The following is a 26214-nucleotide window of genomic DNA, read 5'->3' on the forward strand; positions in this document are numbered from 1 at the left end:
ACCGAGAGAGGAAAGTCCCATGAGCTCCGACGCCGCCGCCGTCAGTCCCCCCGCCTCTCCACAGGGCCGTCAGGCCTGGGCGGCGCTGGGAGTCCTCTGGTTCATCTACGTCCTGAACTTCCTCGATCGGCAGCTGCTGTCGATCCTGGCCAAGCCGATCCAGGACACGCTGGGAATCTCCGACGGCCAGCTGGGTCTGCTGGGCGGGCTGTACTTCGCCTTCTTCTACTGCTTCATCGCCATCCCCGTGGGCTGGCTGGCGGACCGGACCAACCGGGTCGCGGTCGTGTCGGTGGCCTGCGGCATCTGGAGTGCGGCGACCATCGCCTGCGGCCTGTCGCGAAACTTCGGACAGCTGGCGGCGGCGCGCATGACCGTCGGCTTCGGTGAGGCGGGCGGCGTGCCCCCCTCCTACGCAATCATCACCGACAGCTTCCCGCCGCGTCGTCGCGGGATGGCGCTCGGCATCTACAATCTCGGTCCCCCCGTCGGCATGGCGCTGGGCGTCGCCTTCGGGGCGAAGATCGCCGCGGAGTTCAGCTGGCGCGACGCCTTCGTGGTCATCGGGGCCGTGGGCGTCGTCGTGGCTTTGGCGACCCCCTTCCTCGTCAAGGAGCCGCGGCGGGGCGGGCTGGACGCGGCGACGGCCGGCTCGGCCCCGACCAAGGCGCCGTTCTGGGGCACGGTCGCGGCCTTCTTCCGGGAGCCGACCCTGGTGCTGGCCGCGCTAGGCAGCGGCGTGACCCAGATCGTCACCTATGGCTTCGGCAACTTCACCGCCCTGTACCTGATGCGGGAGAAGGGCATGACGCTGGACGATCTGTCGGTCTGGTTCGCCCTGATCGTCTTCTTCGGCATGGGGGGCGGCATCTTCGCTTCGGGTTTCCTGATCGACCGCTTCACCCGCCGTTCGAAAACGGCCTACGCCCTGTTGCCGGCCATCTCCCTGACGCTGGCGCTGCCGCTGTATCTGGCCTTCCTGTGGGCGCCGACGTGGCCGCTGGCGCTGGTGCTGCTGCTTGGGCCGACCTTTCTGAACTACTTCTACCTCTCGTCGTCCGTGGCCCTGGTGCAGGAGGAGGTGGCGCCGAACCGTCGGGTGCTGTCCGGCGCCCTGCTGCTGCTGATCATGAACTTCATCGGCATGGCGGTCGGCCCGACCTACGTCGGCTTCGCCAGCGACCATTTCGGCTCGCTGGAGACCGCGCTCTACACGCTGGCGCCGGTGTACGTGGTGGCGATCCTCATCTTCCTGCTGCTGGCGCGCCGGCTGTCGAAGGACACGTCGCGCGCGGGAGGCCTGTCGTGACCCGTCGCCTGACCGGCGTCGCGGTGTTGCTGGCCGGGGCGCTGGCCGCGTGCGCGACGAGCCGGGCGCCGGCGCAGGCGCAGTCCCACCCTCTGGTCGTCGCGACCACGGCCGGGGCGGTCCGCGGCGCGGCGGAGGGCGAGGTCCGCACCTTCAAGGGCATTCCCTACGGCGCACCGCCGACGGGCGAGATGCGCTGGCGACCGCCCCTGCCGGCGGTGAAGTGGGACGGCGTGCGTGAGGCGACGGCCTATGGACCGGCCTGCATGCAGCCGACGCCCGGTCTCCCCAGCGTTTATTCGCAGGACATCCGGCCGTTCAGCGAGGACTGTCTGAGCCTCAACGTCTTCGCCCCGCAGGGCGCGAAGGGCGCGCCGGTCATGGTCTGGATCCATGGCGGCTCGCTGATCGCCGGCTCCAGCAAGGAGCCATTGTACGACGGCGTCCGGCTGGCCCGCGAGGGCGTGATCGTCGTCACGATCAACTACCGACTGGGCGTGCTGGGCTTCCTGGCGCATCCCGAACTTAGCGCCGAGTCCCCGGCGGGCATCTCCGGCAACTACGGCCTGATGGACCAGGTCCTGGCGCTGCAGTGGGTGCGGGACAACGTCGCGGCCTTCGGCGGCGATCCGTCGAACGTGACCGTCGCGGGCGAGAGCGCCGGCGGGCTCAGCGTGATGTATCTGATGGCCTCGCCCTACGCGCGCGGCCTGTTCCACCGCGCGATCGTCCAGAGCGGCTACATGATCTCGTCGCCGGAGCTGAAGCAGGCCCGCTTCGGCGCGCCCTCGGCGGAGGAGGCCGGGGCCGTCCTGACCCGTCGCCTGCAGTTGCCAAGCCTGCGCGCCATGCGCGCCATGGACCCGCAGGCGATCACCGACGCCGCGCCGGCCAACGGCTTCGTCAGCCTCGGCGTCGTGGACGGCAAGGTCCTGCCGGACCAGCTGGTCACGATCTTCGATCAGGGCGGGCAGGCGCCCGTGCCGGTGCTGGCCGGCTTCAACGCCGGAGAGGCCCGTTCCCTCAGGATGCTGACGCCCGCCCTGCCGGGCGACGCCGCGGCCTATGAGGCGGCGATCCGCGATCGCTACGGAGACATGGCCGATGATTTCCTGCGGCTCTACCCCGCATCAGACATGGAGCAGAGCATCCTCGCCGCCACGCGCGACGCCCTCTATGGCTGGACCTCCGAACGCCTGGTCCGGTCGCAGACGGCGCGCGGTTTGCCGGCCTACCTCTACCTGTTCGACCACGACTACCCGGCGGCCGCCGCCGCGGGGTTGCGCGCCTTCCATGCCAGCGAGCTGCCGTACATGTGGGGCAACCGGGACCGCACGCCGTCCCGTTGGCCCGCCATCCCGGACACCCAGGCGGAAGCCGACCTGTCCGCGGCCATGATCGACTACTGGCTGGGCTTCGTGCGCGCCGGAGTGCCGCGAGCGGGGGAAGCCGCAGCCTGGCCGGCCTACGGCGCGGAGCGGGCCTACATGCTGTTCGACGGCCGGCCGCAGGCGCGCGTCGCTCTCTTCCCCGGCATGTTCGACCTGCACGAGCGGACGATGTGTCGCCGCCGCGCATCGGGAGATCAGCCGTGGAACTGGAACGTCGGCCTGTGGTCGCCGAAGCTGCCGCCGCGCGCCGAGGGCTGCTGAAGGGAGTGCGTCGCCGGAGGGCTCACTCGCCCGCCGCCGCCTCGCCATGCTGGAAATAGGGCTCGACCTCGCCCTGCAGCTTGACCGTCAGCGCCTTGCCGCGACGGTCGACGCGGTTGCCGACGGCGAGACGGACCCAGCCTTCGGACACGCAGTATTCCTCGACGTTGGTCTTTTCCTCGCCCTTGAAGCGGACGCCCACGCCCCGCGCCAGCACGTCGGCGTCGTGGTGGGGGCTGTCGGGATCGACGGACAGGCGGTCGGGAGGCGTCTCGGACATGTCGGATCTCAGGCGAAGGTTCGGGGCGGACGCATAGCCGCCCCGTGCGCTCACGCCAACCTATTCGACCGACTGACGCGGACGCTGCTGTTGCGGTGCGGGCGTGGAGGCCGGCGCGGTCTGCGGCTGCGAACGGGCGGGCGGGCTCTGCGGCGGGCGGCTTTGCGCGCGTCGCGGCGTCGGGGACGGGCGCGTCGACTGCTGGCGGCCGGGAGAGTTCGAGGCGCGCTGCGTCTGCGGCTGGGCTGACGTCGTGGCGGCGGGCGTCGTGCCCGCTCCGGCGGCCGGAGCTGCGGGAGGCGTGGCGGCCGGCATCGGCGTGGGTGCGGCCGCCGCGGCGGCGCGCGCGGCGAGCGGGGCGGACTGGAAGCGCGCGGCCAGCTTCTCGGTCAGCGCCCGCGCCTGGGCCGGCGGCATCTGGGCCATGATGGCGGCCAGGGTCCGGGGACGCATGGCGGCGGCCACCGGCAGCAGCACGGAATCGTCCAGCTGGGAGAAGACGGCCGCGGCCTCACGCGGACGCATGGCGGAATAGACGGCGACCAGCCGATCGGTCTCGGCCTTGGCCTTCTCGTCGACTTGGCCCAGCAGGCCCTCGACCTCGCCCTTGACCTTTTCCAGCTCGGCGGTCTGCTCGGCCAGCTTCTGCTCGGCGGCGGCCAGCAGCGGCAGCATGGTGGCGAAGTCGGCGTCGCGGGCGTCCAGCTCCTTGCGGCGGTCGCCCAGTGAGGAGATGACGCGCAGCTCGGCCGGAGAGATGCCGATCTGGGCCGCCAGCTGCTCCTCGGACAGGGCGCACACGGCCGCGGCGGGGTTGGGGTTCGCCGGCGCGGCGGCGGGGGTCGCCTCCTCGGCCCACGCCTTGGCGCCCTCGAACAGGCCGGGCGCCACGCCCACGGCGCGGACCAGGATGACGCCGCCGACGGCCACGGCGGCGAGGGGCAGGATGCGGGGCAGCTTGCTCATTCGGAAGGGCGTCCGTGTCAGGCGGCGAACAGGTCGTCGTCCTGCGCTCGCACGGGCCGGTTAGGGATCCGTTCGGACACAGGGTTAGCGGTCATGGCGCGGACGATGGCGGCGACGTCGTCGCGACCCGCGCCCGCACCCGGGCCGGCCAGCGCCTGGATGCGCTGCGCCAGCGACGCCATGCGGTCGGCGGGCTCGACGGGCGTCGGAGCGGAAGCCGGGCGCTCGAGGCGCGGCGTCGCGACCAAGGGCGCGGCCGAACGGCGTTCAGGCAGATCGCCGCCGCGTGCGATCAGCTTCTCCAGATCGCCCTTCAGCTCGCGGGCACGCACGATGCGATCGTGCAGGAGGTCGGTTTCCTGACCCGCCGCGCGCAACGAACCCAGCGCCGCCTCCGCGCGGCCCGCGGCCTCGTTAAGCTCGGTCACGGCCCCGGCGAAGGCCAGCTGCCCCTCGCGCAGGACCTTGAGGCGCCGCTCCAGACGCACACCGAAGCCCACGGCGCAGACGAGCAGCAGCATCAGGACCGAATCCATGACCAGACCGATCATCAGAACCCTCCCTTGGTCAGGCCGGCGGCGGCGTCCCTTGAGATCGGGCGCTCCACGCGGACCGCGATGTGCGCGCCCTTGCGGCCCATCTTGCCGACCGTCAGCGGAATCTGGCCCGCGCGGATGGAGACGTCGCTGTCGGGCGTCGCGTTCAGCATCAGGGTGTCGCCGACCTTGAGGTTCAGCACTTCCGACAGCGGCACCTGGTGCTCGTCCAGCACGGCGCGGACCTCGGTCTGGGTGGTCCAGAGCTCGCTGGCCAGGTGGCCTTCCCAGATGTTGTCGCGCCCGAATTTCTCGCCCATGAACTGCTGCAGCAGCATCTTCCGGATGGGCTCCAGCGTGGCGTAAGGCAGCAGCAGCTCGATGCGCCCGCCGCGATCCTCCATGTCGACGCGCAGCTTCACCAGGATGGCGGCGTTGGCCGGCCGGGCGATGGCGGCGAAGCGGGGGTTGGTCTCAAGACGGTCGAGATTGAAATGAACCGGCGTCAGCGGCTCGAAGGCCTGCTGGGCGTCGTGCAGGACGACCTCGACCATGCGCTGGACCAGCACGCGCTCGATGGTGGTGTATGGACGGCCCTCGATCCGCAGGGCCGCGGTGCCGCGGCGCCCGCCCAGCAGGACGTCGACGATCGAATAGATGAGGTTCGAGTCGACCGTCAGCAGGCCGTAGTTGTCCAGTTCCTCGGCCCGGAACACCGCGAGGATGGCCGGCAGCGGAATGGAGTTCAGATAGTCGCCGAAGCGGATGGAGGAGATGTTGTCGAGACTGACCTCGACGTTGTCGGACGTGAAGTTCCGCAACGACGTCGTCATCAACCGCACCAGGCGGTCGAAGACGATTTCCAGCATCGGCAGTCGCTCGTAGCTGACCAGCGCGGAGTTGATGATGGCGCGGATGCCGGTGCGGTCGGCCGCGTCGTCGTCGCCCAGGTCGAAGCCCAGAAGACTGTCGATCTCGTCCTGGTTCAGCACGCGCTCGGGCATCAGCCCGCCGCGGTCGGGCTCGCCGCCGAAGGGGTCGGACGTCTCCAAATCCTCTGCGGTCGCGGCGCTCACTGGACCAGCATCTCCTCGATCAGCACCGCGTCGATCTTGCCGGGCGCGAGGATCAGATTGACCCGCCGGGCCAGCTCCGAGCGCAGCTGGAAGCTGGCGGCCGAGCCCTGCAGCTCCTCGGGGCGCAGTTCGCGCAGAAAGGCCTGCAGCATGTCGTGCAGGCGCGGCATCTGGGACTGGATGACTTCCGCCTGATGGGCGTCGCTCATCTCCAGCGTCAGCTTCAGCTTGAGGAAGGTCGGACGACCGTCGGAAGACTGCACGTTCACGACCATGTCCGGCAGCGTCAGGAAGGTCACGCCGTCAGGGCCCTCGGTGATCTTGCCCAGCGCGGGGTCAGCCTCGGCCTCGCCGCCCTTGCCGTGACCGCCCTTGGCGTCCTTCTTTTCGTCCTTCTTTCCCTTGCCGTGGTCGGCCGCGGCCTCGCCGTGGCCCTCTTCCGCCGCGGCGGGCTTGGGCTGCAGCAGGAAGAAGGCCGCGCCGCCCCCGCCGCCCAGCAGCAGGACGCCGGCGCCGATGGCGATGAACAGGATCGGAAGTTTCTTTTTCTTCGGCGCGGCCTCGCCGTCGGCGGGCGCCTCGCCTTCGACGACGGCCGGCACCTCGCCTCCGCCCTTCTTCTTGCCGAGTTTCAGCATCGAATCCGCCCGCACCGTTCCGTCGGGTCATTTCGGCCGGACTTGGTTAACGCGCCGTTTAGAACCGGCAGAAGCTGCCGGGCGCCGGGGAGCGGATCCCGCTCAAATCCAGCAAATCCGGGGCTGACCCTGTTGGCACGGCCGTTGCGACGGGTCCGGCGAAAGGAGTCGCCCGTGGAAAACGCCGCCTACGTCGGACTGTCCCGTCAGATGACCCTGCGTCGTGAGCTCGACGTCGTGGCCAACAACATCGCCAACGCCGAGACGACCGGCTTCAAGGTCGAGCAACTGCTGGTCGGCACCGAAGTCGGCGAGCGCGCCCGCAACGACGCGGTGAAGCCCGGCGTCAGCTTCGTCCTCGATCAGGGCCTGGGCCGGGACTATTCGCAGGGCGCGCTGGAGCAGACCGACCGCACGCTGGACTTCGCCATCGAAGGCGAGGGCGCCTTCTTCGTGGTGCAGGACGGCGCGGGCCAGGCCTACACCCGCGACGGCGCCTTCACCCTCGACCCCGAGGGCCGCCTGGTCACCGGTCAGGGGCTGGCGGTGCTGGGAGACGGTCAGGAGATTCTGCTGGACCCGGCGCTGGGTTCGCCGTCCGTCGCGGCCGACGGCACCATCAGCCAGGGCGGCGTGCAGGTCGGTCGCCTGACGGCCGTCCGGTTCGACGCCCTGTCGGTGCTGGAGAAGGGCGGCGACGGCCTGTACCGCAACACCTCCAACGCCGCGCCCGCAGAGGCGGCGGACGCCCGCATTCATCAGGGGATGCTGGAAGGATCGAACGTCAATCCGATCCTGGAGATCACCAATCTGATCGAGATCCAGCGCGCCTACGAGCGGATCACGAAGATGATCGAAAACGCCAACGACCTGTCGCGCCGCTCCGTCGAGCGGCTGGGCAAGGTCAACTAAGAGAGGGAGCCCAGCATGCGCGCTCTTCGCACCGCCGCCTCGGGCATGGCCGCCCAGCAGACGAACGTGGAGGTCATCTCCAACAACATCGCGAACATGAACACGGTCGGCTACAAGCGTCAGCGCGCCGAGTTCCAGGACCTGCTGTACCACAACGTCGAGCGGATGGGCGCGACCTCGTCCAGCGCCGGCACGGTGGTGCCGACCGGCATCCAGATCGGCGCGGGGGTGAAGACGGGCAGCGTCTACCGCATCACCGAGCAGGGCACGCCGACCCAGACAGGAAACCGCTTCGACCTGGCCATCGACGGCAAGGGCTATTTCCAGATCACCCTGCCCTCGGGCGAGACAGCCTTCACGCGCGCCGGCAACCTCAGCCTGAACGGCGAGGGCCAGATCGTCACCGACGACGGCTACCTGCTCGAGCCGGCGATCAGCATCCCGCAGGACGCCGTGGACGTGTCCATCTCCAAGTCGGGCGAGGTGCAGGTCATCGTTTCGGGCAGCCCGGAGCCGCAGGTCGTCGGCACCATCCAGATCGCCACCTTCTTCAACGAGGCGGGTCTGGAAGCGGTCGGCGACAATCTGCTGCTGGAAACCGCCGCGTCCGGGCCCGCGACCGTCGGCACGCCGGGCGACCCCGGCTTCGGCCAGCTGCTTCAGGGCTACACCGAGGCGTCCAACGTCGACGCCGTGTCCGAGATCAGCGCCCTGATCATCGCCCAGCGGGCCTATGAGATGAACTCCAAGGTCATTTCCACGGCCGACGAGATGATGGCCGTGTCGGCGCAGGTGAAGTCGTGATCCGGGCCCTGATCGCCGCCGTCGTGCTCATGGCCGGCAGCCCGGCCTTCGCCTCGGACGTCACGCTGAAGGCCAATCCGGTCGACGACGACGGTCAGGTGACCCTGGGCGAGGTGTTCGACGGAGCGGGCGCCGCGGCGTCCGTGGTCGTCGCGCGTCGCAGCGGGCCGACCGTCGTGATCGAGGCCGGCACGCTCCAGGCCAGCGCCCGCCGCGCGGGTCTGATCTGGGCCAATCCGCAGGGTCTGCGCCGGGTGGTGGTGCGCGAGGGCGCGCCGGCGTCGGCCGGTCCGGGCGGGTCTGCGACCTCCGCCCGCCGCTCCGGGCCGACCGTCGAGGCCCTGACCTACGCGCGCAGCATCGCCGCGGGCGAGGTGATCCAGCCCGAAGACGTGATCTGGGCGCCGATGCAGAGCCATCTCGTCCCCGCGGGCGCGCCCCAGGACGCCGACGCCGTGATCGGCATGTCGGCCCGCCGCGCCCTGCGCTCCGGCGCGGCCGTTCAACCGAACGACCTGACGGCGCCCAAGGTGATCAGCCGCAACGAGATGGTCACCGTCACCTATTCCGCGCCGGGCGTGACCCTGACGGTCACGGGCCGGGCCCAGCGCGACGCCGCGCGAGGCCAGCCCGTGGCGATCACCAATCTGCAGTCGGGACGCACCATCGACGCCGTCGCCGTGGCCCCGGGCCGCGCCGTGACGGGCCCCGCGGCGCAGGCCGCCCGCTCCAATCCCCAAGCGTTCCAGTGATGGGAAGTCCGCTCATGCGTCTGAAGACCCTCGCCGCCATCGTTCCGCTCGTCGCCCTCGGCGCCTGCTCCACCGCGATCGAAGCGGTGCGGGGACCCGAACTGGCTCCGATCGGCTATCCGGCGGCGCTGGTGCCGGTCGAGCAACAATACCTGCCGGCCCCGCAGACGGCCTATGCCGCGCCTCAGGGACCCAGTGCCAACAGCCTGTTCACGGCCGGCGGCTCGCGCAGCTTCTTCGGCGACCAGCGCGCCCGCCGCGTCGGCGACATCCTGACCATCGAGATCGACATCGACGACCGCGCCCAGACGTCGAACAGCACCGTGCGCAGCCGCTCCAACGAGATCTCGGCCGGGGTGTCGAACTTCTTCGGACTGGAGAACAGCCTCGGTCAGGCCTTCCCCGGCGGGTTCGACCCGCAGAACATGGTCGGCATGGGCGGGGAATCGAACGCCCAGGGCACGGGCAGCGTCAACCGGTCGGAGAGGGTCAACCTGACCATCGCGGCGGTGGTCACCGCGGTGCTGCCCAACGGCAATCTTGTAATTCAGGGTCGGCAGGAAGTGCGTACCAACCGCGAGGTGCGCGAGCTGACGGTGGCAGGCATCGTGCGGCCGGAAGACATCTCGTCCGCCAACGTCATTCAGCACGACCAGATCGCCGAGGCCCGCATCAGCTACGGCGGCCGCGGCGACATCAGCCGCGTCCAGGCGACGCCGGCGGGCCAGTCGCTGGTCGAGCGGTTCAGCCCCTTCTAGAGGCGCTGCCGCTCGCGACGCGATCGCGCGCTGCTTCAGCGCACGGGGTGTTGTGGGGCGAGCACGGCCGGGCGGCGGCTACGGCCACGCTGAAACTCTTAACAGAAACTCGCGTTAGCCCGATCAGACGCGAGTTTTTGCCATGCTGAAGTACCTGATCCCCGTTGCCGCCACCCTGTCCCTGGTCGCCTTCGCCGCCCAGAGCCGGTCCGAGGCCGTCATCGACGAGGCGCCGCTGGACGGCGCACTGGCATGGCATCTCAGCCATGAGGGCGAAACCGCCAAGCTGGCTTATGGCGTGGCCCATTCGGACCAGATCGTCATCATGCTGACCTGTGCTCCGGGCGATCGTCAGGTGCAGGCCTTCGGCGTCGTCACCCCTGCCGGCGCCGCCGTGGAGGAGGGCCCGGCGCCGGTCGATCCGCTGACGGGCCTGGCGATGAGCGACGTGGCCGTCGGCCTGAACTCACGCGCCCTGACGTCGCTGCGGGACGGCGGCGTCCTGCCCGTCGTCGGCGAGGCCGGACCGGCCGACCTGCCGGTCACCCGAGGTGACAAGGCCGTGATCGACGGCTTCTTCACCCATTGCGGCGCGACGCGCGCCTGAAGCGCTGCTAGCTTGACCGTTCAGCCGGGGGGCCGGACATGATCCTCGCCATCGTCGCCGCCGCGAGCGCGCTCGCGGTCCAGGGATTTCAGGACGGCTGGACGTGGACGCTGTACGAGGACGGCGGCACGCTGGTCCTCGCCCACGAAATCCCCGACACCGAACATCTCCGGGCGACCCTGGAATGCGAGGCCGGATCGGGCGCGGCCACCGTGCGGGTCTACGGGTTCGGCGACGCGGCCGAATTTTCCCAGCTGCGCGCCGGACAGGCCACGGCGCAGTCGCAATCCGACGCCGACGCCGACGGCTCGCTCGGCGTCGGTCTGCGCATCGATCATCCGGTCTTCGCTGCCTTCAGCGCGAGCGGCCGGCTGGACGTCGCCTCAGCTGGACGGGCCGGCGCCGTCACGCTGGACCGCGCCAATCTTGCCAAGCTGCGCCGTTTCGGCGAACTGTGCGCGGGTTGATCAAGGGCCGCTGATGTCCGCTCATCGTCTGATCCTGTCCGGACTGGCGGCGCTTGCCTTGGCCGCCTGCGCCTCCACCGCCCCCGTGGTCGCCCCGGGGGCGGACGCCGTGGCTCCCCAGCCGATCGACGGACACGACTGGTTCCTGGGCGATGCCGGCGACCATCTGTCCTACGGCCTGAACGAAAGCGACGACGTCTGGCTCAGCATGTCGTGCGAGGCGGGCACGGGTTCGATCGAGATCAACCAGTATCTGGAACTGGGCAGCGACGCCGCCATCGCCCTGGAGTCCGGCGGCGACACCGAGACGTGGCGAGCGGCCGCGCAGCCGTCGGAGCTGGGCGACGGCCAGTATCTGGCGGCGCGCGCCGGCGCGGACGAGCCCGTTTTCCAGAGGTTCCGCCGTTTGGGCTGGCTCGCCGCCTACGGCCCCGACCGCCGCGTCCCGATGGTGGCGCACCCCGGCTCCGCGCCGCGGATCGAGCGCTTCTTCGTCACCTGCGGCTGACTTGACCGCGGTCTGACGCCCGACGCACCTTCTGGGGCGACGAGGGGGACCACCAATGCATCGCACCGCCATCACCGCCGGGGCCGCCGCCCTGCTGCTCGCCGCCTGCGCCGCCGACGGCGCGGCAATGATGCCGACCGAGGCCACGCGGCCCGACGCCACGCCTCTCGGCACGCTGATCGTCGACTACGAGGCCTTCCTTCGCCGCAACGACCCGATCACGGCGGGTCAGGAAGGCGACCGCGCCGCCCAGACCCGTCTGCCGGACAACAGCCGCGGCGGCGAGCTGGCACGTCGACCCGAGCTGGTCGCCTTCAAGACCCGACTGGACGCCATCGACGCCTCGGCCCTGTCGCTTGACGACCGGATCAACCACGCCCTGCTGGACCGGCTGATCACCCGCGAGATCGAAGGAATCGACCTCGACACGGGCCGCCTCGCCTTCAACTCCGAGGGCGGCGTAGGCCAGTCGCTGGGCTATTTCGCCTCGGTCACCCGCATCGCCACGAAGCAGGACGCCGAGAACTGGCTGGCGCGGATGGCCGGCATCCCCGACCTCTACGTGGCGTCCACCGCCAATGCCCGGCGCGGCCTGGAGACCGGCATGATCCAGCCGCGCTCCGTCGTCGTCAGCGCCATCTCGCTGGCCGAGACCGACGTCGCGATGACCACCGACCGCGAGCCGCTGATGCGGCCGTTCGTCAATCTGCCTTCGTCCATCTCCGCCGCGGATCAGGCCGACCTGCGTGCCCGGGCGGCGGCGATCATCGCCGATCGCGTCGTGCCCGTCCGCCGGGCGTGGCTGGAGTTCCTGAGGACCGACTACCTGCCCCGCGCGCCCGAAGCCCCCGGCCTGGGTCTCAAGCCCGGCGGGCGCGACATGTACGCTTGGCTGGTGCGTGGTTATACGACCACGGAGATGACTCCTGATCAGGTCCATGAGCTGGGCCTGCAGGAGGTCGCCCGCATCCGCGCACGGATGGACGTGGAGATGCGCGCCGCAGGCTGGACCGGCGACTTCGCCGGCTTCCTGAACTACCTGCGCACCGACCCGCAGTTCTACGCCACCAGCCGGGAGCAGTTGTTGGAAAAGGCGGCGGAGATGGCCAAGCGGGCCGACGACGGCCTGCCGGCCCTGTTCGGGACGCTGCCGCGCACGCCCTACGGCGTGCGTCCGGTGCCGCTCGAGATCGAGGCCACCTACACCACCGGGCGCTATTTCCCGGGCTCGCTGAAGGGCGGGGTCGCGGGCGGCTACATCGTCAACACGGGCAAGCTGGATCAGCGGCCGCTGTACGAACTGCCTGCCCTGACGCTGCACGAGGCCGTGCCGGGCCACCACCTGCAGATCGCCCTGCAGCAGGAGGCTGAGGCCCAGCCCTATTTCCGGCGCGCCGCGGACGTCACCGCCTTCACCGAGGGCTGGGGCCTGTATGCCGAGTTCCTGGGCGAGGAGATGGGCTTCTACCGCACGCCCTATGAGCGCTTCGGTCGGCTGTCCTACGAGATGTGGCGCGCCTGCCGTCTGGTGGCCGACACCGGCATGCACTGGAAGGGCTGGTCGGTCGAACAGGCCCGCGCCTGCTTCCGCGACAACTCCGCCCTGGCTCCGCACAACATCGAGACCGAGCTGCAGCGCTACGTCGGCTGGCCGGGTCAGGCCACGGCCTACAAGGTCGGCGAGATCCGATTGCGCGACGTCCGGCGCCGGGCGGAGGCCGCTCTGGGCGACCGCTTCGACGTGCGCCGCTTCCACGACGCCCTGCTGGTCGACGGCCCCCTGCCGCTGGACCTGCTCGACCTGAGGATGGACGCCTGGATCGAAAGTGAGCGGACGCGGAACTAGGCGAGGCCGAGTTCGGTCCGCGCCTTCCTCGTCAGCTTCTGCGCGACCAGGCCGTGCGCGATCCTGAGGTGTTCGGCCAGTTCGTCTTCGGGCCACTCGGACGGATCCTCGAGGTTCACCCACTTCGCCCGCGCCATGTAGGGCGCCGGTCGTGCCCGGCCGCTCTCGGTCAGCACCTCGAAGGCGATGTCCGAGACCTTGAACGACAGGCCGCCCATCGAGCCGATGACGGCGAACATCTTGCCGCCGACCTTGTAGGCGTCGTGGTCCGGGTCCCAGGGGTGATCCAACGTCACCCCCGGCAGGGCCAGACAGACGCGCTTCACCCCCTCGCGCTCCATGGTCAGGCCTCGACCCCCACCCCGATCGGACAGGTCACGCCGGTGCCGCCGATGCCGCAATATCCGGCAGGGTTCTTGGCCAGATAGCCCTGGTGGTAGCCCTCGGCGTAGTAGAACGGCCCCGCCGGCGCGATCTCCGTCGTGATCGCGCCCTTGCCGGCCGCCGCCAGCGCGGCCTGATAGGCGTCGCGCGAAGCCTCGGCCTCCCGCCGCTGCGCGTCGTTGAGCACATAGATGCCGGAGCGATACTGGGTGCCCAGATCGTTGCCCTGACGCATGCCCTGCGTCGGGTCGTGGTTCTCCCAGAAGGCCTTCAGCAGTTCGGCATAGGAGGTCGTCGCAGGATCAAAGACCACCTGGACCAGTTCGTTGTGGCCCGTCTTGCCGGTGCATACCTCCTCATAGGTCGGGTTGGGCGTGTACCCGGCGCCGTAGCCGACGGCGGTCACCCAGACGCCCGGCAGCTTCCAGAAGACGCGCTCCACGCCCCAGAAACAGCCCATGCCGAAGATCGCCGTCTGGAAACCCTCCGGATGCGGCCCTTTCAGCGGGCGTCCGTTGACGAAGTGGACCTCATCCGTCTCCAGCGGCGTCGCGCGGCCGGGCAGGGCCGCGTCGGGCGAGGGCAGGGTCATCTTCTGGGGCAGCATGGCGGTCTCCTGAAAGTCGGCCTCGCATATGGGGCGTCGCGCGCCGCTTGCCGAGGGGGGCGCCTTCGTCTATCTCGCACGCCTTCCCCGCCGGGCCCGACCCGACGGCGTCCGCGCAGGTGGACATGGACAGGTGGCCGAGTGGTTGAAGGCGCACGCCTGGAACGCGTGTATAGGGGCAACTCTATCGAGGGTTCGAATCCCTCTCTGTCCGCCACCGCCCGGTGAACGTGCGGCAGAACCGGGGCCTTTTCAGTCATCCCGGACCCTTGCGCCGAGCTTCACGAGAGCCGGTCGCGCGACTAGGGTCGCGGTCTCGCTGGTTCCGGAGGTCGGATGCGTTCCCTTCACCTGTTCGCCGCAGCCGTCGGCGCCGTCGCGCTGGCCGCCTCGCCGGCCCTCGCACAGTCCCCGGAAACGGTGACCCAGGCCGCGCAGCTGCGCGACCGGGCGCTGGCCGACAACCCGGCCTATGAGATCGTCAGCGACCTGACCACGCGGTTCGGCCCGCGTCTGGCGGGGTCGCCGTCGGAACAGGCGTCGGCCGCCTGGGGCGCGGAACTGTTCCGCGAACTGGGCTTCGCCAACGTCGAGATCGAGTCGTTTCCCCTGAAGTACTGGGAGCGCGGGACGGCCTCCGCGGAGATCCTCGCGCCGTTCCCGCAGCCGCTGGTGGTCGTGGCGCTGGGCGGGTCGCCCGCCACGCCGCGGGGCGGGATCGAGGGCGAGGTCGTCGTCTTCGAGACCTTCCAGCAACTGCTCGACACGCCGGAGGGCGCTCTGGCCGGCAAGATCGTCATGGTGCTGCAGGACACGGTCCAGGCCCAGGACGGCCGGGGGTACGGCGCGACGTCTCCGATCCGCGGGCGCGGCCCGATCGAGGCCGGAAAGCGCGGCGCCGTCGCCTTCGTCCTGCGCTCGCTCGGCACTCACGACCACCGCTTCGCCCATGCCGGGGCCACCACTGTGGGCGAGGGCCAGATTCCGGCCTTCGCCATGAGCCCGCCCGACGCCGATCAGGTGCGCCGGATCGTGGCGCGCTCGGACCAGCCGATCCGCCTTCGCCTCAGCTCGACCAGCGGATACGTGCGGGACAGCCGCTCCCAGAACGTCGTCGGCGAGGTCGTCGGCACCAACCCGGACGAGGTGATCGTCATCGGCGGCCATCTGGACAGCTGGGATCTGGGCACGGGCGCCATCGACGACGGTGCGGGCGTGGCCATCACGGCCGCGGCCCTGGCCCTGATCGCCGACATGCCGGTCAAGCCGCGCCGCACGATCCGCGTCGTCTGGTGGGGCTCCGAGGAGGTCAGCCAGCCGCCCCCCGCCCAAGGCCTCGCCGGCGCGCGCTTCTATGCCGAGCGCCGCCGCGACGACATGGGAGGCCACGTCGCGATCTCCGAAAGCGATTTCGGCGCGGGACCGATCTACAGCCTCGCCCTGCCGGCCGGCGCCGCGAACACCGACTTCCAGAAGGCCGCGATGGCCGTGCTGACGCCGCTGGGCGTCGTTTGGGACGGGGCGGCCGCGACCGGCGGCGGTCCCGACACCGGCCCGACCGTGGCCATGGGCGTCCCGGCCTTTCGCCTGAACCAGGACGGCACCGACTATTTCGACTGGCACCACACCGCGGACGACGTGCTGGACCGGATCGACCCCGAGGACATGGACCAGAACGTCGCCGCCTGGGCCGCCTTCCTGTGGCTGCTGGCCAACTCGGACGTCGACTTCAGGGCCATACGACCCGCTCAATAGACCTCTGCGAGCGTGGCGAAACTGGTAGACGCAAGGGACTTAAAATCCCTCGACTTCGGTCATGCGGGTTCGATCCCCGCCGCTCGCACCATCGACCTGCCGGCGCGTTCAGACGCCATGGGCCAACCTGATCTCTTCGCCACGCCCCCGGCGCTGCCCGAGGGGCTGAGATACGACGACGACGTCATGTCGCCCGCGGCCGCGGCTGCAGTGATCGCCGGCTTCTCCGACCTGCCGTTCCAGGCGTTCGACTTCCACGGCTTCAAGGGTTTGCGGCGGATCGTCTCCTACGGCGCCCTCTATGATTTCAGCGCGTCGCGGCTGCGCGAGGCGGAGCCGCTGCCGGCGTTCCTTGAACCCGCACGCGACGCGGCGGCGGCTTTCGCCGGCGTCGAGCCCCACGAGTTCGGCCACGTCCTCGTCACCGAGTATGCGCCCGGCGCCGGCATCGGCTGGCACCGCGACCGGCCGGAGTTCGACAGGGTCGTCGGCCTGTCCTTCGCAGCCCCGGCCGTGCTGCGCTTCCGGCTTCGCGAGGGCGAGCGCTGGCGGCGTGCGGCGCTGAGGGTCGAGCCGGGATCGGCCTATCTGCTGGACGGGCCGGCCCGCATGCAGTGGCAGCATTCGATCGCGCCGGGCGAGGCGTTGCGATATTCCGTGACCTTCCGCACCCTGCGGCCATAACTTCGTGTTTCCGTCGGCGAAGCGGCTTTGCCCGACGGCGCGTTCCCCGGCATGCAGGACGTGACGTCACTCAGGACCGCCGAATGAACAGAGCCCGCCGCGCCCGCATCGTCGCGACCCTGGGGCCCGCCAGCCGGGCGCCGGGCACGGTCAAGGCGCTGGCCCAGGCCGGGGCGGACGTGTTCCGTCTGAACTTCAGCCACGGCAGCCACGAGGATCACGCCACCGCGCTGAAGGCCGTGCGGGGCGCCGAGATGGCGCTCAAACGGCCGCTGGGCGTGCTGGCCGACCTTCAGGGTCCCAAGCTGCGTCTGGGCAGGTTCGCGGACGGGGCGATCGACGTGAAGCCCGGTCACCGGATGCGGTTCGATCTGGACGATGCCCCCGGTGACGCCACCCGGGTGCAGATGCCGCATCCGGAAATTTTCCGGGCGTTGCGGCCGGGCATGCTGCTGTTGCTGGACGACGGGCGCGTGCGTCTCCGGGTCGGCGAGCGGTCCGACGACTGGGCCGACGTGACGGTCGAGAGCGGCTTGAAGCTGTCGGACCGCAAGGGCGTGGCCGTGCCGGACGCCGTCGTCCCGGTCTCGGCCCTGACGCCGAAGGACCGCGAGGACCTCGCTTTCGCCCTGCGCATCGGCGTCGACTGGGTGGCGCTGAGCTTCGTCCAGAAGGCCGAGGACATGGCCGAGCTGAAGCGGCTGGTCGGCGGCAAGGCGGCCTGTCTGGCGAAGATCGAGAAGCCGCAGGCCCTGGCTGATCTGGAAGCCATCCTCGACTACTGCGACGGCGTCATGGTCGCGCGCGGCGATCTGGGCGTGGAGCTTGAGCCGGAAGAGGTGCCGGTGGCGCAGAAGCAGATCCTGCGCGCTGCGCGTCGCCGCGGAGTGCCCGCCATCGTCGCCACCCAGATGCTGGAGTCGATGACCGGCGCGCCGGCGCCCACCCGCGCCGAGGCGTCCGACGTCGCCAACGCCGCCTATGAGGGTGCCGACGCGCTGATGCTGTCGGCCGAGACGGCGTCCGGCGACTATCCGCTTGAAGCCGTCACCGTGATGAGCCGCATCATCGAGCGGGTCGAGCGCGACCCTCTGTGGCCGGGCCTGATGGACGCCGAGCACGCGGGCATGGACGACATCGACGCCGACGCCCTGGTCGCCGCGGCGCGCAAGGCGGGGGAGGCCCAGTCAACGGCCTGCGTGGTGGTGTTCACCACCTTGGGCGGCACCGCCCGTCGCATGGCCCGCGAGCGGCCGCTGCAGCCCGTGCTGGCCCTCACGCCCAACGCCTCGACCGCCCGGCGGCTGGCGCTGGTCTGGGGGCTGGAGTCGCGGCTGGGCCGCGAGCCGTCGTCGCTGGAAGAGGTCACCGACGACGCCGTCGCCGCGGCCATGGAGTACGGCCTGGCCGAACCCGGCCAACGCATCCTGATCCTGGCCGGGACCCCCTTCGGCGCCCCGGGGGCTGCGAATCTGCTTCGCCTGGCCCATGCTCCGGCGAAGAAGGGACGCAGGTAGTCCCCCGAGGACGTCGGCGTGATCAAATACCTCGGCTCAAAGCGCGCCTTGCTGGACCGCATCGTGACGGCGGTGCGCGGGCGGCTGCCGGACGGGGGCCGCGTCTGTGACCTCTTCAGCGGCTCCGCGCGCGTGGGCCATGCGCTGAAACGGCAGGGCTTCCAGGTCCACAGCAACGACCACAACGCCTACGCCCATGTGCTGGCGACCGCCTATGTGCAGGCCGACCGTGACCGCTGGCTGGAACCGGCGCAGCGGGTGCTGACGGAGCTGGCCGACGTCACGCCCGAGCCCGGCTGGTTCACGCGCACCTTCTGCGAGGCCGCGCGGTTCTTTCATCCCGACAACGGCGGCCGCGTCGACGCCATGCGCGAACGCATCGCGACCATGGCGCTGGAGCCCGAGCTGGAGGCGATCGCGCTGGTCGCCCTGATGGAAGCGGCCGACCGCGTCGACAGCACCGCCGGGGTCCACATGGCCTACATGAAGCGGTGGGCGCCCCGCGCCCTGAATCCGCTCCAGCTGCGGATGCCCGACCTGCTGCCCGGGGCCGGCCGCGCCACCTGCAGGGACGCGGTCGAGGCGGCGGCCGAGGTCGAGGCTGACCTCGTCTACCTCGATCCGCCCTACAACCAGCACAGCTATCTGGCGAACTACCACTGCTGGGAGAGCCTGGTCCGCTGGGACAAGCCGGAGGTCTACGGCGTCGCCAACAAGCGCGTCGACGTGAAGGCGCGAAAGAGCGCCTTCAACAGCCGACCCGGCATCGGTCCCGCGCTGGCCACGGTGGTGGAACGGCTGCGCGCCCCGAATCTGATCGTCAGCTTCAACGACGAGGGGTATCTAAGTCGCGCCGAGCTGACCGAGATGCTTTCCGCGCGGGGCCGGGTGCAGGTGGTCGAGATCGAGCGGCCCCGCTACGTCGGCGCGCGCATCGGCATCCACAATCCGCAAGGCCAGAAGGTCGGCGCCGTCGGCCGCCTGCGCAACGTGGAACACCTGTTCGTGGTCACGGACCGTCGCGTGGATCTGGCCGAGGCGGCTTGACGGTTCGGAACCGTACGCGGAATCCTGCCGTTTTCGCCGTCATGGACCAGATGACGATGACCCCCGATCGCGCCCGGTACGCCCACCGCATGTACGGCCGCGCCGCCGACGCCTTCGACGCGGTGGCTTGGAAGGCTCCCGAGGCGCGGCGGTTTCACGACGTGACCGCCAACGACGGCTACGAAATGCCGTCGGTCATGGACGAACTGCGCGCCCTGCCGTCGTGGGTGGTCATCGCCACCGGCGGCGCGTTCAGCGCCCTGCTCGGCGTCCTGATGGGCGCGGTCTTCCGGCTCTAGGCCTCTTCCAGCAAGGCCCGGATCGGCGACCAGCCGCGGCGATGCGCGGGGCAGGGGCCCAGCGTCTTCAGCGCCGCCTGATGCACCGGCGCATTGTAGCCCTTGTGGCTGGCGAAGCCGTAGCCGGGGAACTCCGCGTCCAGCTCCACCATCAGCCGATCCCGCGCCGTCTTGGCGAGGATGGAGGCCGCGGCGATGGACAGCGACAGACCGTCGCCCCCGATGACCGTCTGCACGTCGCACGGCAGTTTGAAGCGATAGTTCCCGTCCACCAGCGCCGCGACCGGCTGCACGGCCAACGCCTCGATCGCCCGGCACATGGCCAGTCCGGTGGCGTGCAGGATGTTGAGCTCCGCAATCTCGTCCACCGAGGCGAAGCCGACGCCCCAGGCGACGGCTCTCGCCTTGATCTCAACCTCCAGCTCCTCACGCCGCGCGGCGGTGAGGACCTTGGAGTCGTCGATGCCCTTCGGCACACGGCGCGGGTTCAGGATCACCGCCGCCGCCGAAACCGGCCCGGCCCACGGCCCCCGCCCGGCCTCGTCGACGCCGCACACCAGCCCGCCGACCGCCTTGGCCAGCGTCTTTTCCAGCGTCAGGGTGGGAATCGGTTTCGGGCGGGCGGCCGTCATACCCCCGACATGCCACGGACCTCGGCCTGCCGGAAGCAGCCGTCCACATGGTCGTTGACCATGCCCACAGCCTGCATGAAGGCATAGACGATCACCGGGCCACAGAATTTGAAGCCGCGCGTCTTCAGCGCCTTGGCCATGGCGGCGGACTCCGGCGACTGCGTCAGGTGCCCGTCAAGTCCGGGTGACCGTTGCGTCGGCGCGCCGCCGACGAAGCTCCACAGCCACGCGGAAAAATCTTCGCCCTCGTCGCGCATGCGCACCCAGATGCGCGCGCCGTCGATCGCCATCCGTATCTTCGCCCGCGACCGGATGATGCGCGGATCGGCCAGAAGGCGCTCGACGTCGGCATCGTCATAGGCGGCCACCACGTCCGGATCGAACTGGTCGAAGGCGTCGCGGATCCCCTCGCGTTTCCTCAGTATGGTGATCCAGGCCAGGCCGGCCTGCATGCCGTCCAGCACCAGCTTCTCCCACAGGGCGCGGGGATCGCGCTCCGGCACGCCCCATTCCTTGTCGTGGTAGGCGACGTAAAGCGGGTCGGTCCCGCACCAGGCGCACCGACCCGCCGCCATGACCTCAACGCCCGCCGGAGCGGATGGCGTGACCGAAGGTCTTCCAGCTCAGCTTCACGTCCGACAGAGCCCCCGCCCGGAAGGCGCGACCGGCGATCCAAACCATCAGCAGGGCCATGGCGAACATTCCGGCCATGGTGCCGAACACCTCGACCGGCGGCGGATCGGCCGGGGCGCGGGCGGGCATCAGGAACGGGGTGAAGAAGGGGATCCACGACATGATCTTCACCAGCGGGGCGTCGGGCGTGCGCAGGGCCATCTGCACCACGATGATCGGGATGACGAGGATCATCATGATGGGTCCCATCAGCGTCTGGGCGTCGCGCGGAGTCTCGCAGAAGGCGCCGATGGCCGCGAACAGCACCGCGTACATCAGATAGCCGCCGACGGCATAGGCGACGAAGTACCAGATCATGCCGCCCTCGGTGATCACCGCGGCCACGTCGCGTGCGGCGTCGGGGAAGGTCGAAAGCAGGCCCGCCGTGCCGATTCCGGCCCACACCAGCATGACCGTAAGCGTCAGCATGGCGACGCCCAGCACCTTGCCGGTCAGAATCTCGGTTGCGGAGGCTGAGGACAGCAGCACCTCCAGGATCTTGTTCGATTTCTCCTCCATCACGCTGTTCAGCAGGATGGAGGCCCCGGTGATGATCAGCGACCACAGGATGAAGGCCGAGGCCAGGCCGATGATGGTCGGCAGGCGGTCCCGGAACGACACCTCGCCGCCGCTGGCGGACTGCGGGGAAAAGGCGGTGACGTCCGGCCGGAACCGCTCCGTGTCGGTGACCACGGCGCCGTCGATGCCGGCGCCTTCGAACACCTCGCGGCGGTTCGTGGTCTTCAGCGCGTCGCGCACGAAGTCCTCGACCGTGTCGTCCGCGGCGCGGCGCGTCCACACCCGGGCCGAAGGTTTGCCGGCGGAGTCGCGGGTAAGGAAGACCACGGAGTCGATGCGCTGATCCCGGTCGACATCCGCGGTCAGCAGGTCGCGCGCGGCCTGCGTCTGCGCCTTGCCCGGCGCCGCGGCGGCGAGGGTGGAGGGGGTCTCGACGATGCGGAGCCGCTGGCGGTTCAGCGAGGCGCCGAGCCCGCCTCCCTGCTTCTCGGCGGCGGCCACGGCCTCCTTCGGCATGCCGGTGGCCTTGGCGGCCTGCTCCTGCGCGCGGCGGGCGTTCTCGGCCCGGCGCTCGGCGTCGGCCCGGAGCGCGTCCTGCACGGAGCCCGCCAGCCCCTGCGCGGCCGGGCCTTCTTCCACCAGAACCACCGCGCGGACGGGTTCCGAGGTGCGCATCAGAATGGGAATGGCGCCGCCCAGCACGGCGAACAGCGGAAACGCCAGCAGCGACAGCCAGAAGCCGACGGTCCTTGCGTAGGCGGCGAACTCGCGCCGGGCGATGAGAAGCGTGCGGTTCATCGGGCGGCCTCCGAAACGGTCTCGCGGCGGACGGTCTGATCCTGATCGGGGTCGTCGCCGGTCAGGCCGATGAAGGCGTCGTGCAGGGTCGGCTCGCGCAGTTCGAAGCGGCGCACGTCCAGTCCGCTCAGGAAGGCCGCCTTCAGCGCGTCCTGCCCCCGCCCGCCGGGCGCCAGCTGCGCCTTCAGCACGCGCACGGCGCCGTCTGTCCTCACCGTTTCGACGGAGACCACGCCCGGCAGGGCCCTGGCCGCGTCCTCGGCGATCTCGCCCTCCAGCTCCAGAAAGCGGCGGGTCGTGCCCTTGGCCTCCTCAACCGTGCCTTCGAACGCCTTTTGCCCTCGCGCCAGCAACACGACCTTGTCGCACAGCCGCTCGGCGTGCTGCATCACGTGGGTCGAGAACAGCACCGTCGACCCGTTGGCCGCCAGCCCGCGGATCATGGCCTCCAGCCCCTGCTGGTTGACGGGGTCCAGGCCCGAGAAGGGCTCGTCCAGGATCACGAACTCCGGCCCGTGCACGACCGAGGCGATCAGCTGGACCTTCTGGGCCATGCCCTTGGACAGCTCCTTCATCTTCTTGGTCTGGGCGTGCTCCAGGCCCTGATCTTTCAGCATCGCCCGCGCGCGACGCTTGCCCTCGCCCGTCGGCAGCCCCTTCAGGGCGCCGAAGAAGGCGATGGCGTCGATCGGCGTCATTTTCTTGTAGAGGCCGCGCTCTTCCGGAAGGAAGCCGATGCGGTCCCGCACCTTGCGCCCGTCGGCCGCACCGAGGATTTCCAGACGGCCTTCCGTCTGCGGCTGCAGGCCGAGGATCATCCTCAGCGTCGAGGTCTTGCCGGCCCCGTTCGGTCCGAGAAAGCCGCAGATCGTGCCTTTCTCGACCGAAAAGCTCAGATCGCGGACGGCCTGAAAGTCGCCGTAGCGCTTGCCGATCCCCTCCAGCGTCAGTGCCGCCGCCATACCCATACCCCCCGAAGTCATGTCGGGCTGAAGGCTAGGGATGTAAAGGACGTTTGACAACCGGAAGCCGGGTCCGCTTCATGAATTCCCCGTCATGTTCTCTGGTTGACCGCGACGCCCGGCGCCCCGATGCTCGGTCGACCTTGGGAGGGGCCGGACATGATCCAGAAAATTCTCGCCGCCGTCGTCGGCGCCGTGGTGGCCGTCGTGATCGTGATGATCTGGCAGGCCGTCAGCGCCCTGATCGTGCCGCCGCCGACGGACCTGAACTGGCGGGATGCGGCGGCCATGGCGGCCTACATGCGGGGACTGCCGATGTGGCAGTTCGCCGTGGTGATCCTGGGCTACGGCGTCGCCGCCTTCGTGGGCGGCTGGATCGCCGCCCTTGTGGCGAAGGGGTCAGGGTGGCCCAACTGGGTTCCGGCCGGCCTGCTGATCGCCGCGACCTTCGTCAACGTCAGCCAGTATCCCCACCCGATGTGGTTTCCGGCCGCGGCGATCCTGACGATCCTGGGCGGCGCGTGGCTGAGCGGCCGCACGGCGCGCCGCTGACCGTCAGCCCTCGACCACCACGTCGAAGGTCTGGCCCATGATGCGGCTGGGATCGACGTGCTCGCCGTTGCGGCGCATTTCGAAATGCAGGTGCGGGCCCGTCGAATAGCCGGTCGATCCGACCAGTCCGACGCGTTCGCCGGAGTAAAGCTCCTGCCCGGAGCGCACGTCCACGCGGCTCAGGTGGGCGTAGAGACTGGTCATGCCGTTCGGATGACGCACCTCGACGAAGCGGCCGAACCCGGTCGGCTGATAGCCCGTGCGCAGCACCGTGCCCTCGGCGGCGACGAACACGCCGGTGCCGGTCGGCGCGGCGAAATCGACGCCCTTGTGGGCGCGGGCGGCGGCTTCCCCGGCCAGATGACGGGTACCGTAGCGCGAGTTGATGGCGAAGCCCTTCACGGGCTCGTGGAACATGATCTCGCGCATGATCGGTCCGGCCGGCTCGGCCACGGCCACGATGGGCGCCTCAGCCGGCGTGGCGGAGGCCTCGACCACGACAGGGTCGGGATCGGCGTTGGGAGCGGCGGCCATGGCGAGCACGGCGGTGGTGGCGAGAGCGGCGGCCTGACCCGTGTGGATCAGAAAGCGGCGGACGGTCGGCATAAGGCGTCGCATGCGTGCGGCGTCTCCCTGTCGGCTTCGTTCGACGAAATGGAAGCGGCGGACGCTCGGCCCGGCGCGGATGAAGCGACCGTTATAGGAGGCGACGCGACGACAATGAGGCGCGGGGCGCGGCGGACGGTCGCACCCATGGAACCCGGGGCGCAAAAAGGGCGCGGACCCCGTGGCCCGCGCCCCTTCCGCCGAAATCACGAAGTCGTCAGGGCAGGGGGATGGTGACCTGGATGCCGCCTTGGTGGCTGTCGGCATGCTCGCCGAAGCGGCCGCGGTAGCCGAAGGCGACCTTCATTCCGGCCCAGTCGCCCTCGATGCCGGCGGCGGCGATCATGTGGCCGCCGAACGGGCTCTCGATCTCGCGGTAGAGGACTTGGGAGGGGCTGCCGGCGATCGAGGTGCCGACCGCGTCCGAGCCGTCGTCCAGATCGTCGCGATAACCGCCTTCCACGAAGACGCTCATGCCGCCCATGCCGGTCTCGGCGCGGACCGTGGCCTCGGCCGTCGTCGCCGTGACGGTGCGGTCCTCGTACTGGTACTGCGCCGCCACGCCCTGCTCGTAGTAGCCCTCGACCTCGCTCGACGTCCAGGTGATGGCCGCGCGGGGCGAGATGCGGAACGAGTCGCCGCCGAACCAGATGCCGGCCTGCGCCCGGGCGCCGAAGCTCGAGCCCTGGGTTTCGCCGGTGTGGACGATGGGGGCCAAGGCCGTCAGACGCGTGATGTCCTCATAGTCGTCGACGCCGCCGCCGGCGGCGACGTTGGCGAAGACGTCGCCCGAGCGCCAGCCGAGCGCGGCGTCGATCGCATAGGACTCCACGTCGAAGGTCTGGCCGGGCGACGTGACTTCGGCGTTGCGCAGCGACGCCGACAGCGACGCGCGCCATGTGGCCGACGGGCTCCACACCAGACCGCCGCGGAAGCCCCAGCCCTGCGACTCCGCTTCCGGCACGAGGCCGCGCGCGTCGAAGTCGGTGGAGTCATAAAGCACGCCGAAAGTCAGGCCCGTGCCGGCCTCCCAGCCGTGCGCGCCCGACATGCCTTCCGACGAGGCGTCCAGCATGTCCTCGCGGAACCGCATGGCGGTTTCGCCCTGCAGCGCCGTCTTCGCCCCGGCGTCGCCGTAGTAGAGGTAATCCTCGGCCAAGGTGGCCAGCAGGGCGTGGCCGGCGGCCGTCGGGTGGACGCCGTCCCAGTAGAAATAGGTCGACGGCGTCGCGCAGACGGTCACGCCGTTGAAACAGGCGTCCGACGTGTTCGTCAGGCCGAAGCTGGACGGGCTGCCGGCGATGACGTCGCCGATCTTGTAGAGATCCATCAGGATGATGTTCGTGCCGGGCCGGGCCGCCGCGGTGGCGAACAGACCCGTCGACAGCGCGCCGTTGAAAGTCGTTACGGCGAAGTCTGCCAAAGGCGCGGCGGGGCTGGTGCGGAACTGCGGCGTAAGGCTCAGCTTCGGCAGGTTGGTGACCAGGATGGTCCCGGCCCCGGCGCCGGCGATTGTGTTGACCATGAAGTTGATGTCGGCGGCGGCCGACGTCGCCACGGGCTGGATCGCAGCCTGCGGGCTCGCGGACACCGCCGCGGCGGGAAGGGCCTGGAAGATGTTGTTGGCGCCGCCCAGCACGCTGACCAGATCATTGGCGCCGAAGGTGCCGCCCGCCGTCTGATAGGTGCTCAGCTGGCGACGCATGCCGGGTGGCAGGCCGGCGGAGTTGTCGGTCCGCGCGCCGCCGTAGGCGTAGTTGATGCTGCCCGTGACCGGTGCCCCGGCCGCAGACCGGCCGGCGTTGAAACCCAGCAGCTCCGTGAAGACCGGTCCGTTGGAAAACCGGCCCTGGAAATACGGCGGCGAGGTCGGCTGGGTGTTGAAGCTGGCGGCGTACAGGTTGCCGTTGTCGCTCAGGCTGTCGCCGAAGACGACGAGCCGGCTGTAGCTCTGGGCCGAGGCGGCGGAAGCCAGGCCGCAGACGGCGGCGAAGGCCAGCGCCGCGGGCGCCGCGGTGCGCAGAAGACGAGACATCGATGATCCTCCCTCGGCCGTCGACTTTCGCGGC

Annotated in this window: 29 protein-coding genes and 2 tRNA genes; 18 read left to right on the forward strand and 13 right to left on the reverse strand. The window is 70.2% G+C overall.

The annotated features are described in order from the left end of the window. Positions 1–19 precede the first annotated feature (19 nt). Entirely contained in the window at positions 20–1309 is a 1290-nt protein-coding gene (locus tag VGR32_RS01275) for an MFS transporter (RefSeq protein ID WP_327447243.1), read from the forward strand. After that, positions 1306–2961: a carboxylesterase/lipase family protein gene (locus VGR32_RS01280; RefSeq protein ID WP_327447245.1), complete on the forward strand. Its 1656-nt coding sequence runs from the start codon at positions 1306–1308 to the stop codon at positions 2959–2961. Before VGR32_RS01275 ends, VGR32_RS01280 begins: the two co-directional genes overlap by 4 nt. Positions 2962–2983: 22 nt before the next feature. On the opposite strand, the gene VGR32_RS01285 is transcribed toward VGR32_RS01280, so the two are convergent. The 5 genes from VGR32_RS01285 to VGR32_RS01305 all read right to left on the reverse strand — a co-directional run bounded on the left by VGR32_RS01285 (position 2984) and on the right by VGR32_RS01305 (position 6457). Further along, on the reverse strand, positions 2984–3241 hold the full coding sequence (locus tag VGR32_RS01285) for a DUF3297 family protein (protein WP_327447247.1): 258 nt from the start codon (positions 3239–3241) through the stop codon (positions 2984–2986). A 60-nt stretch (positions 3242–3301) separates the two neighbouring features. After that, entirely contained in the window at positions 3302–4207 is a 906-nt protein-coding gene (locus VGR32_RS01290; protein WP_327447249.1) for a MotE family protein, read from the reverse strand. Between the two features lie 17 nt (positions 4208–4224). After that, complete coding sequence (locus tag VGR32_RS01295) at positions 4225–4758, reverse strand: DUF6468 domain-containing protein (RefSeq protein WP_327447251.1); 534 nt, start codon at positions 4756–4758, stop codon at positions 4225–4227. Beyond that, positions 4758–5747 carry a flagellar motor switch protein FliM gene (fliM, locus tag VGR32_RS01300; protein ID WP_327447504.1) on the reverse strand — a complete coding sequence of 330 codons (990 nt, stop codon included), beginning with the start codon at positions 5745–5747 and terminating at the stop codon, positions 4758–4760. Before fliM ends, VGR32_RS01295 begins: the two co-directional genes overlap by 1 nt. Positions 5748–5815: 68 nt before the next feature. Further along, on the reverse strand, positions 5816–6457 hold the full coding sequence (locus VGR32_RS01305) for a flagellar basal body-associated FliL family protein (protein ID WP_327447253.1): 642 nt from the start codon (positions 6455–6457) through the stop codon (positions 5816–5818). 174 nt (positions 6458–6631) lie between these two features. Here VGR32_RS01305 and flgF point away from each other — a divergent pair, with 174 nt between their 5' ends. From flgF to VGR32_RS01345, 8 genes are all read left to right on the forward strand, one after another. Continuing rightward, a complete protein-coding gene (flgF, locus tag VGR32_RS01310) occupies positions 6632–7369 on the forward strand; it encodes a flagellar basal-body rod protein FlgF (RefSeq protein ID WP_327447254.1) in 738 nt (245 codons plus the stop codon). A gap of 15 nt (positions 7370–7384) precedes the next feature. Further along, on the forward strand, positions 7385–8173 hold the full coding sequence (gene flgG / locus VGR32_RS01315; protein WP_327447256.1) for a flagellar basal-body rod protein FlgG: 789 nt from the start codon (positions 7385–7387) through the stop codon (positions 8171–8173). Further along, positions 8170–8925: a flagellar basal body P-ring formation chaperone FlgA gene (gene flgA / locus VGR32_RS01320; RefSeq protein ID WP_414642882.1), complete on the forward strand. Its 756-nt coding sequence runs from the start codon at positions 8170–8172 to the stop codon at positions 8923–8925. Before flgG ends, flgA begins: the two co-directional genes overlap by 4 nt. Continuing rightward, a complete protein-coding gene (gene flgH / locus VGR32_RS01325) occupies positions 8925–9683 on the forward strand; it encodes a flagellar basal body L-ring protein FlgH (RefSeq protein ID WP_414642883.1) in 759 nt (252 codons plus the stop codon). Before flgA ends, flgH begins: the two co-directional genes overlap by 1 nt. A gap of 142 nt (positions 9684–9825) precedes the next feature. Next, positions 9826–10290 (forward strand): hypothetical protein, encoded by a 465-nt coding sequence (locus VGR32_RS01330; RefSeq protein ID WP_327447260.1) that lies wholly within the window; start codon positions 9826–9828, stop codon positions 10288–10290. Between the two features lie 38 nt (positions 10291–10328). Beyond that, positions 10329–10757 carry a hypothetical protein gene (locus tag VGR32_RS01335; protein WP_327447262.1) on the forward strand — a complete coding sequence of 143 codons (429 nt, stop codon included), beginning with the start codon at positions 10329–10331 and terminating at the stop codon, positions 10755–10757. 13 nt (positions 10758–10770) lie between these two features. Next, the gene (locus VGR32_RS01340; protein WP_327447264.1) at positions 10771–11265 is read left to right on the forward strand and encodes a hypothetical protein; all 495 of its coding nucleotides are present in this window, start codon (positions 10771–10773) and stop codon (positions 11263–11265) included. A 55-nt stretch (positions 11266–11320) separates the two neighbouring features. Continuing rightward, on the forward strand, positions 11321–13111 hold the full coding sequence (locus VGR32_RS01345) for a DUF885 domain-containing protein (protein WP_327447266.1): 1791 nt from the start codon (positions 11321–11323) through the stop codon (positions 13109–13111). Here VGR32_RS01345 and VGR32_RS01350 read toward each other — a convergent pair. Both VGR32_RS01350 and msrA read right to left on the reverse strand, forming a co-directional pair. Next, on the reverse strand, positions 13108–13452 hold the full coding sequence (locus VGR32_RS01350) for an MmcQ/YjbR family DNA-binding protein (protein WP_327447268.1): 345 nt from the start codon (positions 13450–13452) through the stop codon (positions 13108–13110). The two genes, VGR32_RS01345 and VGR32_RS01350, sit on opposite strands and share 4 nt — an antisense overlap. Positions 13453–13454: 2 nt before the next feature. Next, positions 13455–14102, reverse strand: a complete 648-nt coding sequence (msrA, locus tag VGR32_RS01355) for a peptide-methionine (S)-S-oxide reductase MsrA (RefSeq protein ID WP_327447270.1) — start codon at positions 14100–14102, stop codon at positions 13455–13457. A gap of 127 nt (positions 14103–14229) precedes the next feature. Here msrA and VGR32_RS01360 point away from each other — a divergent pair. The 7 genes from VGR32_RS01360 (at position 14230) to VGR32_RS01390 (ending at position 19404) form a co-directional block, all read left to right on the forward strand. Next, positions 14230–14319, forward strand: a tRNA-Ser gene (locus VGR32_RS01360). Positions 14320–14438: 119 nt separating this feature from the next. Next, on the forward strand, positions 14439–15857 hold the full coding sequence (locus tag VGR32_RS01365; protein WP_327447272.1) for a M20/M25/M40 family metallo-hydrolase: 1419 nt from the start codon (positions 14439–14441) through the stop codon (positions 15855–15857). 6 nt (positions 15858–15863) lie between these two features. Next, positions 15864–15948, forward strand: a tRNA-Leu gene (locus VGR32_RS01370). Positions 15949–15974: 26 nt separating this feature from the next. After that, positions 15975–16541, forward strand: a complete 567-nt coding sequence (locus tag VGR32_RS01375; RefSeq protein WP_327447274.1) for an alpha-ketoglutarate-dependent dioxygenase AlkB — start codon at positions 15975–15977, stop codon at positions 16539–16541. 83 nt (positions 16542–16624) lie between these two features. After that, positions 16625–18058: a pyruvate kinase gene (gene pyk / locus VGR32_RS01380; RefSeq protein WP_327447276.1), complete on the forward strand. Its 1434-nt coding sequence runs from the start codon at positions 16625–16627 to the stop codon at positions 18056–18058. A gap of 18 nt (positions 18059–18076) precedes the next feature. Next, positions 18077–19105 carry a DNA adenine methylase gene (locus VGR32_RS01385; RefSeq protein ID WP_327447278.1) on the forward strand — a complete coding sequence of 343 codons (1029 nt, stop codon included), beginning with the start codon at positions 18077–18079 and terminating at the stop codon, positions 19103–19105. Between the two features lie 41 nt (positions 19106–19146). Then, entirely contained in the window at positions 19147–19404 is a 258-nt protein-coding gene (locus VGR32_RS01390; protein WP_327447280.1) for a hypothetical protein, read from the forward strand. Here VGR32_RS01390 and VGR32_RS01395 read toward each other — a convergent pair. The 4 genes from VGR32_RS01395 to VGR32_RS01410 are packed head-to-tail and all read right to left on the reverse strand — an operon-like array spanning position 19401 to position 22987. Further along, positions 19401–20036: a ribonuclease HII gene (locus VGR32_RS01395; protein WP_327447282.1), complete on the reverse strand. Its 636-nt coding sequence runs from the start codon at positions 20034–20036 to the stop codon at positions 19401–19403. The genes VGR32_RS01390 and VGR32_RS01395 overlap by 4 nt on opposite strands. Then, on the reverse strand, positions 20033–20611 hold the full coding sequence (locus VGR32_RS01400; RefSeq protein ID WP_327447284.1) for a DNA-3-methyladenine glycosylase I: 579 nt from the start codon (positions 20609–20611) through the stop codon (positions 20033–20035). Before VGR32_RS01400 ends, VGR32_RS01395 begins: the two co-directional genes overlap by 4 nt. Before the next feature lie 4 nt (positions 20612–20615). After that, positions 20616–22025 (reverse strand): ABC transporter permease, encoded by a 1410-nt coding sequence (locus VGR32_RS01405; RefSeq protein WP_327447286.1) that lies wholly within the window; start codon positions 22023–22025, stop codon positions 20616–20618. Continuing rightward, positions 22022–22987 carry an ABC transporter ATP-binding protein gene (locus VGR32_RS01410; protein ID WP_327447288.1) on the reverse strand — a complete coding sequence of 322 codons (966 nt, stop codon included), beginning with the start codon at positions 22985–22987 and terminating at the stop codon, positions 22022–22024. The genes VGR32_RS01405 and VGR32_RS01410 overlap by 4 nt, the downstream gene beginning before the upstream one ends. Positions 22988–23146: 159 nt before the next feature. Here VGR32_RS01410 and VGR32_RS01415 point away from each other — a divergent pair, with 159 nt between their 5' ends. Next, on the forward strand, positions 23147–23539 hold the full coding sequence (locus VGR32_RS01415) for a hypothetical protein (protein ID WP_327447289.1): 393 nt from the start codon (positions 23147–23149) through the stop codon (positions 23537–23539). 3 nt (positions 23540–23542) lie between these two features. Here the strand turns inward: VGR32_RS01415 and VGR32_RS01420 are convergent, their stop codons facing one another. Both VGR32_RS01420 and VGR32_RS01425 read right to left on the reverse strand, forming a co-directional pair. Beyond that, the gene (locus VGR32_RS01420; RefSeq protein ID WP_327447291.1) at positions 23543–24157 is read right to left on the reverse strand and encodes a M23 family metallopeptidase; all 615 of its coding nucleotides are present in this window, start codon (positions 24155–24157) and stop codon (positions 23543–23545) included. 205 nt (positions 24158–24362) lie between these two features. Then, positions 24363–26180, reverse strand: coding sequence for an SGNH/GDSL hydrolase family protein (locus tag VGR32_RS01425; protein WP_327447293.1), 1818 nt, complete (start codon positions 26178–26180; stop codon positions 24363–24365). Positions 26181–26214 lie beyond the last annotated feature (34 nt).

Origin of the sequence: Brevundimonas sp. (genome assembly GCF_035935935.1) — a bacterium.
In the GTDB taxonomy this organism is placed as follows: Bacteria; Pseudomonadota; Alphaproteobacteria; order Caulobacterales; family Caulobacteraceae; genus Brevundimonas.